This window comes from Micromonospora sp. WMMD729, assembly GCF_049315225.1.
In the GTDB taxonomy this organism is placed as follows: domain Bacteria; phylum Actinomycetota; class Actinomycetes; order Mycobacteriales; family Micromonosporaceae; genus Micromonospora.
In genome coordinates this window covers 4,256,364-4,270,547 of record NZ_CP186059.1, presented here as the reverse complement: position 1 = coordinate 4,270,547, position 14,184 = coordinate 4,256,364, and the positions used below count along the sequence as shown (strand labels likewise).

At 71.3% G+C, this 14,184-nt stretch carries 15 protein-coding genes; 6 read left to right on the top strand and 9 right to left on the bottom strand.

Features of this window, described 5'->3' with window-relative positions; genetic code table 11:
• Nucleotides 1–49: 49 nt before the first annotated feature.
• The gene (locus ACN263_RS19425; protein WP_422735805.1) at nucleotides 50–1,993 is read right to left on the bottom strand and encodes an amylo-alpha-1,6-glucosidase; all 1,944 of its coding nucleotides are present in this window, start codon (nucleotides 1,991–1,993) and stop codon (nucleotides 50–52) included.
• 42 nt (nucleotides 1,994–2,035) lie between these two features.
• Here ACN263_RS19425 and ACN263_RS19420 point away from each other — a divergent pair, with 42 nt between their 5' ends.
• Both ACN263_RS19420 and ACN263_RS19415 read left to right on the top strand, forming a co-directional pair.
• A complete protein-coding gene (locus ACN263_RS19420) occupies nucleotides 2,036–4,741 on the top strand; it encodes an MGH1-like glycoside hydrolase domain-containing protein (protein ID WP_422735804.1) in 2,706 nt (901 codons plus the stop codon).
• A 354-nt stretch (nucleotides 4,742–5,095) separates the two neighbouring features.
• Nucleotides 5,096–5,395, top strand: coding sequence for a ribosomal protein L7/L12 (locus ACN263_RS19415; RefSeq protein ID WP_422735803.1), 300 nt, complete (start codon nucleotides 5,096–5,098; stop codon nucleotides 5,393–5,395).
• Between the two features lie 290 nt (nucleotides 5,396–5,685).
• On the opposite strand, the gene ACN263_RS19410 is transcribed toward ACN263_RS19415, so the two are convergent.
• Nucleotides 5,686–6,054: a hypothetical protein gene (locus ACN263_RS19410; protein WP_422735802.1), complete on the bottom strand. Its 369-nt coding sequence runs from the start codon at nucleotides 6,052–6,054 to the stop codon at nucleotides 5,686–5,688.
• Between the two features lie 40 nt (nucleotides 6,055–6,094).
• On the bottom strand, nucleotides 6,095–6,478 hold the full coding sequence (locus ACN263_RS19405; protein ID WP_422735801.1) for a DoxX family protein: 384 nt from the start codon (nucleotides 6,476–6,478) through the stop codon (nucleotides 6,095–6,097).
• A 158-nt stretch (nucleotides 6,479–6,636) separates the two neighbouring features.
• On the opposite strand from ACN263_RS19405, the gene ACN263_RS19400 reads away from it, so the two are divergent.
• On the top strand, nucleotides 6,637–7,512 hold the full coding sequence (locus ACN263_RS19400) for an RNA polymerase sigma-70 factor (protein ID WP_422735800.1): 876 nt from the start codon (nucleotides 6,637–6,639) through the stop codon (nucleotides 7,510–7,512).
• A 13-nt stretch (nucleotides 7,513–7,525) separates the two neighbouring features.
• On the opposite strand, the gene ACN263_RS19395 is transcribed toward ACN263_RS19400, so the two are convergent.
• On the bottom strand, nucleotides 7,526–8,719 hold the full coding sequence (locus tag ACN263_RS19395; RefSeq protein WP_422740750.1) for a low temperature requirement protein A: 1,194 nt from the start codon (nucleotides 8,717–8,719) through the stop codon (nucleotides 7,526–7,528).
• Between the two features lie 178 nt (nucleotides 8,720–8,897).
• Here ACN263_RS19395 and ACN263_RS19390 point away from each other — a divergent pair, with 178 nt between their 5' ends.
• Both ACN263_RS19390 and ACN263_RS19385 read left to right on the top strand, forming a co-directional pair.
• Nucleotides 8,898–9,518 (top strand): TetR/AcrR family transcriptional regulator, encoded by a 621-nt coding sequence (locus ACN263_RS19390; protein WP_422735799.1) that lies wholly within the window; start codon nucleotides 8,898–8,900, stop codon nucleotides 9,516–9,518.
• Between the two features lie 41 nt (nucleotides 9,519–9,559).
• On the top strand, nucleotides 9,560–10,270 hold the full coding sequence (locus ACN263_RS19385; RefSeq protein WP_422735798.1) for an HAD family hydrolase: 711 nt from the start codon (nucleotides 9,560–9,562) through the stop codon (nucleotides 10,268–10,270).
• Nucleotides 10,271–10,622: 352 nt separating this feature from the next.
• Here the strand turns inward: ACN263_RS19385 and ACN263_RS19380 are convergent, their stop codons facing one another.
• The 5 genes from ACN263_RS19380 to ACN263_RS19360 form a co-directional block, all read right to left on the bottom strand.
• Complete coding sequence (locus ACN263_RS19380; protein WP_422735797.1) at nucleotides 10,623–10,940, bottom strand: hypothetical protein; 318 nt, start codon at nucleotides 10,938–10,940, stop codon at nucleotides 10,623–10,625.
• Nucleotides 10,941–10,987: 47 nt separating this feature from the next.
• The gene (locus ACN263_RS19375) at nucleotides 10,988–11,419 is read right to left on the bottom strand and encodes a hypothetical protein (RefSeq protein ID WP_422735796.1); all 432 of its coding nucleotides are present in this window, start codon (nucleotides 11,417–11,419) and stop codon (nucleotides 10,988–10,990) included.
• Nucleotides 11,420–11,606: 187 nt separating this feature from the next.
• On the bottom strand, nucleotides 11,607–12,308 hold the full coding sequence (locus ACN263_RS19370) for a VOC family protein (RefSeq protein ID WP_422735795.1): 702 nt from the start codon (nucleotides 12,306–12,308) through the stop codon (nucleotides 11,607–11,609).
• A 212-nt stretch (nucleotides 12,309–12,520) separates the two neighbouring features.
• Nucleotides 12,521–12,709, bottom strand: a complete 189-nt coding sequence (locus ACN263_RS19365; protein WP_422735794.1) for a DUF397 domain-containing protein — start codon at nucleotides 12,707–12,709, stop codon at nucleotides 12,521–12,523.
• A complete protein-coding gene (locus ACN263_RS19360; protein WP_422735793.1) occupies nucleotides 12,697–13,497 on the bottom strand; it encodes a helix-turn-helix domain-containing protein in 801 nt (266 codons plus the stop codon). Before ACN263_RS19360 ends, ACN263_RS19365 begins: the two co-directional genes overlap by 13 nt.
• A 275-nt stretch (nucleotides 13,498–13,772) precedes the next feature.
• On the opposite strand from ACN263_RS19360, the gene ACN263_RS19355 reads away from it, so the two are divergent.
• The gene (locus tag ACN263_RS19355; protein WP_422735792.1) at nucleotides 13,773–14,027 is read left to right on the top strand and encodes a flavin reductase; all 255 of its coding nucleotides are present in this window, start codon (nucleotides 13,773–13,775) and stop codon (nucleotides 14,025–14,027) included.
• Nucleotides 14,028–14,184 lie beyond the last annotated feature (157 nt).

Below are 14,184 nucleotides of genomic sequence, written 5' to 3'. Positions count from 1 at the left end.
GGCGCCGAGATAACCAGCGGAGACACCGCCGTTGCGGTCATGTAAAGCGCTACTGGCTCTTTCGGCGCACCCGCAGCAACTCGGCCACCGACCACGCCTGGAACGGGCAGCCGGTCGCGGAGTGCGGCGCGACACCGTCGGCCGTCTCGCTTACCGATCCTAGCCCATATTCGGTCAGATGGGACTCAATGCCAATCAATACGTCATCGACCGACATCTTGCCCCGGCGGGCGGCGTCGACGTACGGCCCGAGGAGCCACGGCCAGACCGTGCCCTGGTGATACCCGCCGTCCCGCTCGGCCGGGCCGCCCCGATGGCGACCCACGAACTCGGGCGCGTCCTCCGCGAGGCTGCGCGGCCCGAGCGGGGTGAGCAGCCCGGTCGCGATCCGACGCAGCGTCGCCTCGTCCGGCTCCAGCGGCGCGAACGGCAACGACCAGGCCAGCAACTGATTGGGGCGCAGCGCGTCGTCGTCGTGCAGGGCGGCACCACCCAGCGGGTACGCCGGCGCGGGCGCGTCCAGCACGTCGTGCAGCCACCCGGTCGGGGCCGGGAACCGCTCCCGGAACGAGGCGGTGGCCCGCCCGTGCAGCCGCCACAGCTCGGCCGCGTCCTGTCCGGCCAGCTCGGCCAACTCGGCGAGCCCGGCCAGCCCGTTGATCCACAACGCGTTCACCTCGACCGGCTTGCCCGTGCGCGGGGTGACCGGCACGCCGTAGACCCGGGCGTCCATCCAGGTCAGGGCGGTACCCGGGGCACCCTGGGTGAGCAGACCGTCAGCCTGGTCGACGGCGATCCCGTACCGCGTGCCGGCGACGTGCGCGTCGACGACCGTACGCAGCGCGGGCAGCAACTCGTCGCCGAGATCGGTGTCGCCGGTGACCGTCACATGTCGGCTCACCGCGTGCAGGAACCACAGCGTGCCGTCGACGGTGTTGTACTCCACCCGGCCGGTGTCGGCGGTGTTGGCGAGCATCCCCTCGGAGAGCGTCGCCGCGTACGCCCGCAGCAGCTCGCGCCCCTCGGTGGCCCGGCCCGTGCAGAGGAACAACCCCTCGTACGAGATCATCGTGTCCCGCGACCAGGCCCCGAACCACGGATAACCGGCCACCACGTCGACCGCGGCCTGCCGGGTGCCGACCACGAACGCGTCGGCGGCCAGCGCCAGCGTCGCGTCCACGTCGTCGGCCGGCTTCGCCGTCGCCACCACCTGCCGGTTGCGTCGCCGGGCCGTCGCCACGATCTCGTCGGCCGATGGCGGCTCCTCGTCCAGGCGACCCGCCCAGGCCCGCACCGACACCGTGTCACCGGGGCGTTCCAGCTCGCCGGCGAAGCGGCCCGCGTACCAGAGGTCCTCGTCCGGGTGCAGGCCCCGGTTGGCCTCCTCGCGGTGGTGCACACCCAGCCACCACTGCCCCTCCGGCGCCCAGCCGGGGCCGGCGAGCCGGTACGCGCCCTCGACCACCGCGCCCTCGGCGACCGCCTCGACCTGCGGCGTCGGCCCGTCGGCCCGCCGCTCGCCGTGCGCGTCCCGCCAGGTGCACGCGGCGGACAGCTCCAGCCGGACCGGACCACCGGCGACCAGCCGGTGCACGACCGCCACGCAGGAGCGGCCGGGCAGCATGGCCAGTTCCCGTTCGATCACCACCGCGCCGATGCGCCACCGCCAGCGGGGGAGCCCGTCGACCAGCTCGAAGCGCTCCAGCAGCTCGAATCCGCGCGGATCGACGTCGCCGGAGGACCACTCGTGCGCGCCGAGGCGTACCCGTGCCCCGGACGGCAGGGTGACCGCCGGGTCGAGGCTGACCAGTCCCACCTGGCGGGAGGCGGGAGTGTCACCCGGCACCACCAGCAGACCGTGGTAGCGGCGGGTCCGCAACCCCCCGACCGTGCCCATGGCGTACCCGCCGAGACCGTCGGGCACCAGCCACTCCCGGCTGGACGCGCTGGTCAGGTCCCCGCAGACCTGCGGACCGAAGTTAATGTCGATCAACTTTCCTCCACCGCCGTCGAGGTGTAACACGCCACGGCGAGAATGGCCGCTGTGGTCAAGTACCGCGGCGGCGTCGAAGATGTGCACGTGATCACTGACGGATCGTCCTCCGACGCCTCGCCACCCGACGCTGAGCGGCTCCGGCTCGCCCAGGCGGACTCGGGTGAGCAGGATTGGCGTGCATGGGGTCCCTATCTGTCCGAACGGGCGTGGGGGACGGTCCGGGAGGACTACAGCGAGCACGGTACGGCGTGGGACTACTTCCCACACGACCATGCGCGGTCCAGAGCCTACCGGTGGAATGAAGACGGGATGGCCGGCGTCTGCGACGACCGGCAGACCTTCGCGTTCGCGCTGGCGCTGTGGAACGGTAGGGACCCGATCCTCAAGGAGCGGATGTTCGGCCTGGGCGGCGACGGCGGCAACCACGGGGAGGACGCCAAGGAGTACTGGTGGTACCTCGACAGCACCCCGACGCACTCCTGGATGCGCTGGCGTTACCACTACCCGCAGGCCGCCTTCCCGTACGACGAACTCGTCGCGGTGAACGCGCTGCGCGGCCGGGACGACACCGAGTACGAGCTGGTGGACACCGGCATCTTCGACGACGACCGGTACTGGGCGGTGACCGTCGACTACGCCAAGGCGTCCCCGACCGACCTCTGCATGGTGATCACCGTGGCGAACCGGGGCGATGCGGCGGCGACCCTGCACGTGCTGCCCACGCTGTGGTTCCGCAACACCTGGGCCTGGGGGCTGCCCGGCGGCGACCGGATTCCCCGGCTGACCGGTGAGGGCACCCGGCTGGTCGGTGAGCACCGGGTGCTCGGCCAACTGCTGCTGGAGGGCGACGGCGGCCCGGTGCCGCTGCTCTGCGACAACGACACCAACGCCGAACGGCTGTGGGGCCTGCCGGGCCGCTCGCCGTACCCGAAGGACGGCATCAACGACCACGTCGTCAACGGCGCGGCCACGGTCAACCCGGCCCGCGAGGGCACCAAGGGCGCGCTGCACTACGTGCTCGACGTGCCGGCCGGCGGGCAGCGCCAGATCCGGCTGCGGCTGACCCGTACCGCGTCACCGCCGGCCGCCGGCCCGCCGCCCCCGGCGGACCTGCGCGACGGCTTCGAGTCGGTGGTGTGGGCCCGGCGGGCCGAGGCGAACCGGTTCTTCGCCGGCGTGATCCCGGAGACCGCGACGGCCGACGAGGCGCTGGTGGCCCGGCAGGCCATCGCCGGGCTGATGTGGGGCAAGCAGTTCTACCACTTCGACGTCAAACGCTGGCTGGACGGCGACCCCGGTTCGACGCCGCCGGCCGGGCGTCGACACGGGCGCAACAGCGCCTGGTGGCACATGACCAGCTTCGACGTCATCTCCATGCCGGACCCCTGGGAGTACCCCTGGTACGCGGCCTGGGACCTGGCCTTCCACTGCGTGAGCATCGCCCGGGTCGACCCGGGCTTCGCCAAGGAGCAGATCCTGCTCCTGCTGCGCGAGTGGTACCTGCACCCCAACGGGCAGATCCCGGCGTACGAGTGGGCGTTCGGCGACGTCAACCCGCCGGTGCACGCCTGGGCGGCGCTCAAGGTGTTCGAGATCGACGGCGGCAGGGACTTCGAGTTCCTGGGCCGGGTGATGCACAAGCTGCTGCTCAACTTCACCTGGTGGGTGAACCGCAAGGACACCGGCGGTAACAACGTCTTCGAGGGCGGGTTCCTCGGTCTGGACAACGTCGGGCCGTTCGACCGCTCGGCGGCGCTGCCCGTGGCCGGCGTGCTGGAGCAGTCCGACGGCACCGGCTGGATGGCCATGTACGCGCTCAACCTGCTCGACATGGCCATCGTGCTGGCCGAGCACGACCGGACCTGGGTGGACACCGCCACCAAGTTCTTCGAGCACTTCCTCTACATCGCCGCCGCCGCGTACGAGCAGGGGCTGTGGGACGACGAGGACGCGTTCTTCTACGACCAGCTGCGGCTCGCCGACGGTACGAAGGTGCCGCTGAAGGTCCGCTCGGTGGTCGGGCTGCTGCCGCTGGCCGCCACCACCCGGCTCACCGCCAAGACCCTGCACCACCTGCCGGAGTTGGGCGCGCGGCTGCGCTGGTTCCTCACCAACCGCCCCGAGTACGCCAAGGTGATCGGCACCCGACGGCTCGGCCCGGACGGCCGGCAGCAGCGGCTGCTGTCCATGGTCGGCCAGGAGCAGGTGGTCCGGCTGCTCGCCCGGATGCTGGACACCGACGAGTTCCTCTCCGACTTCGGCCTCCGCACGCTGTCCCGCGCACACCTGGACAAGCCGTTCTCGGTCACCCTGGGCGGGCAGGAGTTCTCCGTCGGCTACGAGCCGGCCGAGTCGACGAGTGGCCTGTTCGGGGGCAACTCGAACTGGCGCGGGCCGATCTGGATGCCGACGAATTTCCTGCTGATCAGCGCGTTGCGCGACTACGCGGCGTTCTTCGGCGACGACCTCCAGGTGGAGTATCCGACGCGCTCGGGAGTGAAGCGTTCGCTGGACGAGATCGCCGACGACCTGTCGCGGAGACTGATCTCGCTCTTCACCCAGGACGACTGGGGTCGGCGACCGATCTACGGCGCGGCGCGGCTGTTCCAGACCCACCCCGACTGGCGGGACCTGGTCGCCTTCCCGGAGTACTTCCACGGCGACAACGGCGCCGGGCTGGGCGCCTGGCACCAGACCGGCTGGACGGCCCTGGTCGCCGACCTGATCCTCACCCTGCGCCGCTGACCCCCGCCCCGCCCCGCCCCGCGCAGTGCCGCGCGCAGCCGTGCCGCAAGATCGTCGCAACTTCAGGGATGTTGCTGCATCACGGCGGCTGGAAGCAGCAACATCCCCGAAGTTGCGACGATCTTGGCGTGCGGGCGTGCGGGCGTGCGGGCGTGCGGGCGTGCGGGCGTGCGGGCGTGCGGGCGTGCGGGCGTGCGGGCGTGCGGGCGTGCGGGCGTGCGGGCGTGCGGGCGTGCGGGCGTGCGGGCGTGCGGGCGTGCGGGCGTGCGGGCGTGCGGGCGTGCGGGCGTGCGGGCGTGCGGGCGTGGTGTCAGGACCCGCTCCGGTGTTCAATGGCGCGTTATGGAGTGGACAGTGCCCATCGCCGTCGTGTTGTCGCTCGTGCTCGTGTTCCTGGTCGCCGGGGGTGGCCGTCGTTCCGACGCGGATCAGCTGGCTCGCCGGCTCGCCGTGGTCGAGCGCAAGCTGGATCTGATCATGGCGCACCTCGATATCCGCGAGCCGGAGATCGAGGCCCCCGGGGCGGTCCTGCAGGAGCTGCTCGCCGGCCGCAAGATCCAGGCCATCAAGGCGTACCGGGAGGCGACCGGTGTCGGTTTGCGGGAGGCCAAGGAGGCCGTCGAGTTGCTCGCTCGGCAGCGCGGCCTGGGATGATTTTCAGCCCTCCTGGGCCCACGCGGCTGACTCCGACCCGTGCCACGCTGCGCCGTGAACGCCGCTGCGCCGCAAGATCCGCACAACTTCAGTGATGCTGCTGCGTCAGGACGGCCTGAGCCAGCAACATCACCGAAGCTGGGCGGATCTTGGGAGGGGCGCGGCATGATCGTGCTCGATCCTTGTTGTAGTGGTGTCCTCGGCGCGGGAGGCCACTACATCCTGGATCGAGCACGATCATGCGGGTGCGGGTGCGGGTGCGGGTGCGGGTGCGGGTGCGGGCCGTCGGGCTACTCGTAGCCGACGTGGATCACCAACTGACCGTCGCGGGGTTCCGCCACCACGTAGACGGACCCGGGGTCGAGCAGTTTGGGAGGCTCGGTCCGGTTCTCGGAGAGGCCCATCGTCTCGGCCAGCTCCTGCGGTGACTGGCCGGCCGCAGGTGCCACGGTCAGCTGCCAGGAGCACCCGCCGGAGGCGCACGTCTCGCTCTCGTCGACGACGGTCGCCCCGGCGGGCACGTCCGGGATACGCCACTTCGGCGGCAACGATCCCTCGTCCCCGAACGCCCACAGCGACGCGAACCACAGGCCCCAACCGCAGGCCAGCAGGCCCACGATGCCGAGCCCGGCCACGAGAAGGCGTCGAGGCGATGTCATCGGGCCAGGCTAGCGAGGCGGTGTGGAGATCCAGTGAACGTCAGCCGGTGAAGGTCTCGGGACCGAGCCGGCCCCAGGCCACGAAGGCGGCCAGGGCCAGGTACACGAGGTTCACCGCGACGAACCTCGCCTCCTGGTAGCGCAGGTGGGTGATCATCGCGCCGACCATCAGCAGCACCCAGCAGATGGCGGTGACCGGCACCAGCACCGGCGCGATGTCCAGCACGGCGGGCAGGATCAGGCCGGCGGCGGCCAGGAGTTCGAGCACCCCCAGGGTCCTGACGAAGCCGTCGCTGGCGTCCCCGGTCCACCCGCCGCCGCGGTGCGCGGCCAGCTTCCTGCGAGGTACGAACGTCTTGGTGATGCCGCCGGTCAGAGCCACCGCGGCCAGCAGCCCGGCCGCGATCCACAGTGCGATGTTCATGAAAGTCCCTCCGTTCGGGGTCGACCACGAGACACCGCCGGCCCGGCGACTGTGACTCGCCTCGGGGGGGTGATGTGCCGCACAGGCCCGTGGTGTCACAGGTGACTGTCGACCGGTGTCGGATGGTGGTGAACCGACGTCGAGGACAGGAGTCGCGCATGGATCCCTTCGTGGACGCGTTCGTCACGCATCGGAACCTGCTCTTCACCGTGGCCTACGAGCTGCTCGGTTCGGCGGCCGACGCTGAGGACGTACTCCAGGAGACCTGGCTGCGGTGGGCGGACGCCGACCACGCGGCGGTGCGGGACGCGCGCGCCTACCTGGTCCGGATCACCACCCGCCAGTCCCTCAACCGGCTGCGGACGATCGGCCGGCGCAGGGAGTCCTATGTCGGCTCCTGGCTGCCCGAGCCGCTGCTGACCACGCCCGACGTCGCCGAGGACGTCGAGCTGGCGGAGCACGTCTCGATGGCGATGCTGCTCGTGCTGGAGACGCTGAGTCCCACCGAACGGGCGGTGTTCGTCCTGCGGGAGGTGTTCGAGATGGACTACGACGAGATCGCCGCGACCGTGGCGAAGACCCCTGCCGCCGTCCGCCAGATCGCCCACCGGGCGCGGGCACACGTCGCGTCGCGCCGACCGCGCGGCCCGGTCTCCGCAGCCGAGACGCGGCGCGCGTTGGCGGCGTTCCAGCGGGCGGTCGAGCTGGGCGACGTCCAGGGCCTGCTCGACATCCTGGCGCCCGACGTCGTCCTGCTGGGTGACGGCGGTGGTATCAGGCAGGCGGTGCTGCGGCCCGTCGTCGGCGCGGACAGGGTGGCCCGTCTGCTGGCCTCGCCGAAGGTGGAGGTCACCACGCTGTCGCTGCACCCGGCCGAGGTCAACGGGTGTCCGGCGTTGATCGTCCGGTTCGACGGCGAACTCGACACCGTCCTGACGGTGCGCGTCGACGACGGTCTCGTCAGTGGCCTGTACGCCGTCCGCAACCCCGAGAAGCTGTCGCACATGCGCCGGGCCACCGCGCTGCGCCGGTGAACGACGGCTCCGGTCAGAACGGTGGCCTGGCCATCTCGCGGGGCCGGCGCCGGGAGCGCCGGAAGTCCGCAACGGCGACGCCGAGCAGCACCAGGGTGGCGGCCGTGCCGGCGATGAGCGGTCGCAGCGGGAGGGTCGCCGGCACCAGCAGAGCCAGCGCGAGTAGGCCGGCTGTGCGGGAGCGGGAGATCCGGGTGAACACCTGGTACTCCAGGGCTGCCCGTCCGGCGAGGAAGAGCCCAGGACCACCGAGGATGGCGATGAGCCAGGTGGCCGGGAGATGCCCGAACGGCTCGGTGATGTAGAGCTCCATCCCCACGCCGGTCAGCACGATCCCCGCGATCATCGCCAGGTGCGCGAACGCCATCTGGGTGGCGAGCCGGGCGGCGTCGCCGGAGGTGCCGATGGCGGCGTCCAGCGTTCCGCCGGCCAGGTGGAAGTAGATCCGCCACAGCAGGACCGTGGTCGCCAACGCGAGCACGAAGGCGGCTGTCTGCGCGGCGTGGAAGTTGCCGCCGCTGAAGGCCAACCCGATCACGAAGATGGCCTCGCCGAGTGCGATGAGCAGGAACTGCTGGTACCGCTCGGCCAGATGCTCGGCCGCGATCCCCCGCACGCCGAGCCGTTGCGCGCCGAGTCGCGGCGTCGGCCAACCGAGGTACGACCCGGTGTAGTCCAGCACGACGGCGACCGCCCAGAGCCAGCCGCGGAGGTCGCCGTCGTTCACGAGCCCACCGACGAGCCAGAACGGCGCGCTCAGGCCGAGCCAGAACAGGATCCGGATGGTCTGCTGCGGGTCCGGCCGGCCGTGAGCGGCGATGTAGAAGTACACCACCCGTCCGACCTGGAGGGTCACCAGCGTGATGGCGAAGAGGGAGGCCCGCGCGCCGAATCCGTCGGGTACGGCGACCGCCATCGTCATCGCGCCCGCCATCGTGATGACGATGACGGCCTGGACGATCATCGCCTCCGGGTCGAGCCAACTGGTCGACCAGACCGTCAACGTCCACACCGCCCAGAGCGCCAGGAACAGCACCAGCGCCTGACCGAGACCGGCGAACACACCCCGTCCGCCCTCGGTGAAGTCGTCGATCAGCCGCAGCGAGATCCGGGTGAGGGCGAAGACGAAGACGAGATCGAGGAACAGTTCCAGGAAGGTGGCCCGCTCGCGGGTGCCCGCCTCGCGCAGCAGGCCGCCACCGGGCATCTCCCTCACCCGCCGACCGCCTCGGTGGGCGGACGCCGTCGAACGACCACGTGTCCTCCCGTCGCGGTGACCCCATCGGCGCTAACGACCGACAAGCGGGAACGGCAGCGCCCTGGTCGATCAGTCACCATTCCGTCAGCAGGCGGATGCGCACAGTACGGCTCATTAGGCTCGGCCGGTGTCCGTACCCGCCGAGGAGGCCATCGAACACGAGCGACGCCTGCTCATCGTCGCCGCCGCCCGCGAGCTGGCCGAAGCCGAGGGCTGGGTCGGCCTGAGCGTCCGTCGGGTCGCCGAACGGGCCGACATGGACCTCGGCGACCTGTACCGGCACTTCGCCGACCAGGAGGCGGTGCTGGCCGCGGTCGCGGTGCACGGCTTCGCCGATCTGGCCGCCGCGCTGACCGCGGCGCACGCCGACAACCCGTGCCCGGAACGGGCGTGGGCGGTGATGGCGACCGCGTATCTCGACTTCGCGTACGCCAATCCGGCTGTCTACGACGCGATGCTCGCGCTGACCCCGGACCTCGCCCTCGGCGCGGCCGGGGTGCCGGCGGCGCCGCGAGCGGTCTTCGCCGCGCTGCGGGCCGCCCTGCTCCCGCTGGCCCAGGGCCGCGATCCGGACACGCTCGCCGAGGTGGGCTGGAGCCTGCTGCACGGCGTCGTCATGCTCACCCGAGGAGGTCGGCTGCGCCCCGAGGCGCAGGAGGAACGGGAGGAGATGATCACCGAGCGGCTGCTCTGGTGGCCCTGCTCATCCGACGGAAACCCGGTGGGTGCCCGGGGCGCGATGCCCTAGAGTCGCGTCCGCACGATCATGATCGCGAGGGGGAGGCCGGCATGACCGCGGACCCGGAGGCCCGCCGACGGGCACAGGTGTTGATCTTCGACGCGGACGACACGTTGTGGGAGAACAACGTCGTCTTCGAGCGGGTGATCGACGACTTCCTGGCCTGGATCGACCATCCCACGATGGACCGGGCGCAGATCCGGGCGATCCTCGACGACATCGAGCGGGCGAACGCGGTGGCCCACGGGTACGGCAGCAAGGTGTTCCTGCGCAGCCTCGGCGAGTGCCTGGAACGGCTGCGCGAACGGCCGGCCACCGACGCCGAACGCCAGGAGATCGACCGGCTGGCCCGGGCGCTGGTCGAGCACCGGGTCGAGCTGATGCCCGGGGTGGCCGAGGCGCTCGACGAGTTGGCCCAGCGGCACGACCTGCTGCTGCTGACCAAGGGTGACCGGGAGGAGCAGCAGCGCAAGCTGGACGCCTGCGGCCTGCTGCACCACTTCGGCGCCGCGCACATCGTCGCCGAGAAGAACGTCGACACGTACCGGTGGCTGGTCCGCGAGCACGGATTCGAGCCGGCCCGGGCGTGGATGATCGGCAACTCCCCGAAGTCGGACATCCTGCCGGCGCGGGCGGCCGGGCTGAACGCGGTGTTCATTCCGAACGAGAACACCTGGGTGTTGGAGGACGACGAGCTGGACCCGACCGACACCGGCGTGCTGCGGCTGGCCGCCTTCCGGGACCTGCTGGCGCACTTCTGACCTCGAACCCGAACAGCGTCGGCGATCATGGTCGCGTTACGCGGACCTGCCGCTTTTTGCCCTTGAGATCAGTCACGTCCCGGCCGGCCCGGCAACGCTTGTCCGGGCCGTCGCGATCGGCCTAGCCTGGGCCGGCGTTCGCGGCCTTTCGGGGTGTGCCGGGGACGCACCGGCGTCCGACAGGTGGGCACCGTGGAGCTGAGTGCAGGGCGGCCGGGCCTCCCCACCGAGCCGCGAGGCGTCGTGCCGCGCCCGCGCGCGCGGTGACATGCCGGAGCTGTCCGCTCCCCTCGCCGGACGGCCGGGGGTCAGGACCGGGTAGTTGCGGACCCGGTCCTGACCCGGCGAACCGTTAGGCGCGGTGCCGACCGTCGCCCGCGTGGTGGCCGTCCGACTCACCAGCGCTGCCGCGGACGATCGAAATGGCCACCCGGCAGAACTCGTCCATGTCCGGGTTGAAGCCGGCCGCGATGTCGGGGTGCAACCCGGAGCGCGTCTCGTCCAACAGCCGCTGGCACACCTGCTCGACCGGCTCGCCGGCGTAGTTGGCGCGGACCCGGTCGGTGGCCGCCTGGAGAGCCGAGGTCAGCTGGTCCTCCAACGGGCCGCGCAGCTTCTGCTGCACAGGATCGAGCCCGCGCGGGTCGAGCGTGACATGTGGCTCCGACATCGGTGCTCCCTTCGTCGGCGTCCGCGATACCCCACCGCGGCCGTCGGTCAAACGCCGGTCGGCACGGCGGCGACCCGCACCTGGTAGGAGAATTCCTCCGCCGGCTCCTCGTGGTAGGACAACCGGCGGATCTGCCGGTCGTCGTCGTAGAGGGCGACGTCCACCAGGACGCCGAGATGCGCCAGGCCGATGGTGGACACCCGCTTCTTGTCCTGAAGCACCGCGCAGACGCCGCCGAGCAGGGTGCTGGCGTCGGACGTACGGTGCCCGGGCGGGCACCGCAGCACCACGTCCACCTCGATCGGCCCGGGCAACGGCGTCCAGCCGGTGCGCTGGGCCGCGCCGAGGGCGGCTTGGAGCAGGGCGCGGACCCTCGTCGCCTGCCGATGCCCGGCGGCGAAGATGGACAACGCTTCGGTCTTGACCGGTGGCAGGCCGCTCACCTCGAACGTCAGGGCGAGAGCGCGGGTGTCCTGCACGGCGGCACCTCCCTCATCGGGGACGATCCTGCCGAACCGGTGCAGTGGCTAAGGGGTGTTCCCGCGATAACCAACCGATCGGGCAGGCTGGGTCGGCCGGAGGCGAGTCGACGTCGGCGTCGATCGCGCTGGCTGCGGCGTTGGGGAAGACGCTAGTGCACACCGTCCGCGCTGGGTAGTCGGTCGTTCACCCGGTGGTCGACGGCGAAAAGGCACAGAACTCGTTGCCCTCCGGGTCGGCCAGCACCCACCACCGTGCCGTGTCGACCGGCTCGCGCAGCAGCGTCGCGCCCGCCGCCAGGAGCGCGGTCGGCTCCGGGGCCGTCATCTCGACGTCCCAGTGCATCCGGTTCTTGACCGTCTTGGGCTCGTCGACCCCGTCGAACACCCACGCCTGCCAGGGAAAACCGGTGGCGCCGTGCAGCGATGCGGTGTTCGGCCCGGACCCGGTCGTGCCGCCCAGCAGGCCGGCCCACCAGGCCGCCTGCGCCGCCGGGTCGATCGCGGCCACCACCAGCTCCACCGGGCCCGGCCGGACTCCGTCGGCGGCCGGGAGCACGCAGAACTGGTTGCCCTCCGGGTCGGCCAGCACCCACCGCTCGACGTCGCCGTCCGGCTCGCGCACCGAGCGCGCGCCGGCCGCGAGCAGCGCCGCCGGGTCCGCGTCGGAAAGGCGCAGATCCAGGTGTACGCGGGTAGCGCCGACCCGGGGCTCGGGAACGCCGTTCACCCAGATCGACTCGGCGTCGGAGCGGGCGTCGCGGGGGTCGACCCTGGTGTCGCCGTCACCGGCGTCGGCCAGGTCGGCGTCGAGCACCCGCGCCCAGAAGCCGCCCAGGGCGAGCGGGTCGGCGGCGTCCAGGCAGAGGTCCTTGAAGCGTGCGATCACGGGTCCCAGCATGCCCGCTGTGGGGGGTGACCGTGGGGCAAGCGCGGTGTCGCCGCGCGGACCGAGCCGGGCACCACAGCTCCATGATCGACCGAGGCCCTGGCCGCGATCTTGCACTTTCTGTGCCGGCATAGGCGGCATTCCAGGCTTTTCGACGACCGAAACTGCAAGATCGACCCGTCCGTCCGGTTCGGGGCGTGTGAGGGGGGTGGTTAGTGCTGCTTGGCGTAGCCGACGAACGCCTTCCAGGCCGTCGGGGTGATGTGCAGGGTGCCGCCGTCGCGGTCCTTGGTGTCGCGCACCAGCACGACGTGCGGCAGGTTGTCGGCGACCTCGACGCAGGAGCCGCCGTTGCCGCCGGACCGGGTCGACTTGCGCCACCGTGGGGTCAGGGTGTCCATGACTTCGCCACTTCCTTGATCAGCTCGATTGACGGCCGGCGGGGGAGCGCCTCGTTGCGGACGATCTCCCACGTCTTCGCCAGCTTAGCGACGTCGGTCGACGCGTCGACGAACTGCGCGATGAGCTGGTTGTCGGCATGGGCTACCCGCTCGCCGTCCGGCATCTCGGCGATGATGAACTGACCGGCCAACCCCAGGTACATCCCCGCGTCCACCGGGACGACGTGCACCTGGATGTGCTCCTGGGTTGCCAGCTCCACCAGGTGCTCGCACTGCTGGGCCATGAGTCCCGGCTGGTCGAGCACCGGCCGGCGGAGCACCGCCTCATCCAGCACGGCGATGAGCTGCGGCGGGTGCGGTCGGTGCAGGATCGCCTGCCGCTCCAGCCGGGACGCGACGATCCGGTCGACGTCCTCGGCGTCGAACCGGCCGCCGGCCAGCGTGGCGCGGGCGTACCGCTCGGTCTGCAACAGGCCCGGCACGTACGCCAACTCGAACCAGCGCAGCGTGGTCGCCTCCCGCTCGAACTCGATCCATTCGCGCAGCCAGGCCGGTTCGGCGTCGAGACGGCCCAACCGCTCCAGCATCCGCTGGAAGCGTTCACCGGTCCGGAGGTGGTTGTCGACGGCCCGCATGTACTCCTTCGTGGGCGGTCGCCCGCCCGTCTCAACAGAGCTGACGTGCGAGCCCGAGTAACCGATGCCCCGGCCGAAGTCGTCCTGGCTGAGCCCGGTCTCCGCCCGAAGCAGGCGCAGTTCCTCCAGCACGTAGTTGGTCACTGTCCCCATCGACTCCCCAATCTCTGCCCAACCCGCTTCGGCGTGTCCTTCGTGGCTGCCCGCACCGACCGCTGAGCTGCGCGGATGCCGCGAGCACGTATCGACCGTAGTGGAGTCCTCGCAGACTGTCACCAGTAGCGGGTCCGCTGGTGGCTGCAATGGCGGTGGCGGGCTCTGCCCCGGGGTCGCTCCCGTCCCCTTCGCGGGAGCGGCCCCTTCTCCATCCACGAGGAGGTCGATGTGCTGAGCCCGACAGGCCACCACGGCGAAGCACGGTGGCGGTGATGGTGGTCCGTCCGCCCGTCCCGCACGTCGCCATGCGGCCGCTGTGGCGGTGCCCCAACTGTGGCCGGGAGTGGCCCTGCCAGCCGGCCAAGCTCGCCCTGCTGACGGAGTACCGGACCAACCGGACCGGCTTGCTGATCTACCTCGGCACCCTGATGAACGAGGCGACCCAGCAGCTCACCCAACTCCACCCGGACCACCCGCCCGCCCGGATGACCGAGCGCTTCCTCTCCTGGGCACGAGCACGGGGCTGAGCGCCCGCCCCACCCCGCCCGCTCCCGGTGATCAAGAGGTTTGCGTCAGGAAAGACGTCTTTCCTGACGCAAACCTCTTGATCAACAGGGCTGAGAGGGGGCGGCTTGACGCGCACTGTTGCCGGCAGGTTTCGCGGCGTGGTGGGTGGGGCAGTGT

Bases quoted from the DNA above. Each gene is read 5' to 3' on its own strand.
- ACN263_RS19410 (WP_422735802.1), bottom strand. From the start codon at position 6,054: ATGACATCGCCTCGACGCCTTCTCGTGGCCGGGCTCGGCATCGTGGGC.
- ACN263_RS19395 (WP_422740750.1), bottom strand. From the start codon at position 8,719: ATGCCCGGTGGCGGCCTGCTGCGCGAGGCGGGCACCCGCGAGCGGGCC.
- ACN263_RS19385 (WP_422735798.1), top strand. From the start codon at position 9,560: ATGACCGCGGACCCGGAGGCCCGCCGACGGGCACAGGTGTTGATCTTC.
- ACN263_RS19420 (WP_422735804.1), top strand. From the start codon at position 2,036: ATGGCCGCTGTGGTCAAGTACCGCGGCGGCGTCGAAGATGTGCACGTG.
- ACN263_RS19380 (WP_422735797.1), bottom strand. From the start codon at position 10,940: ATGTCGGAGCCACATGTCACGCTCGACCCGCGCGGGCTCGATCCTGTG.
- ACN263_RS19400 (WP_422735800.1), top strand. From the start codon at position 6,637: ATGGATCCCTTCGTGGACGCGTTCGTCACGCATCGGAACCTGCTCTTC.
- ACN263_RS19355 (WP_422735792.1), top strand. From the start codon at position 13,773: ATGGTGGTCCGTCCGCCCGTCCCGCACGTCGCCATGCGGCCGCTGTGG.
- ACN263_RS19365 (WP_422735794.1), bottom strand. From the start codon at position 12,709: ATGGACACCCTGACCCCACGGTGGCGCAAGTCGACCCGGTCCGGCGGC.
- ACN263_RS19405 (WP_422735801.1), bottom strand. From the start codon at position 6,478: ATGAACATCGCACTGTGGATCGCGGCCGGGCTGCTGGCCGCGGTGGCT.
- ACN263_RS19360 (WP_422735793.1), bottom strand. From the start codon at position 13,497: ATGGGGACAGTGACCAACTACGTGCTGGAGGAACTGCGCCTGCTTCGG.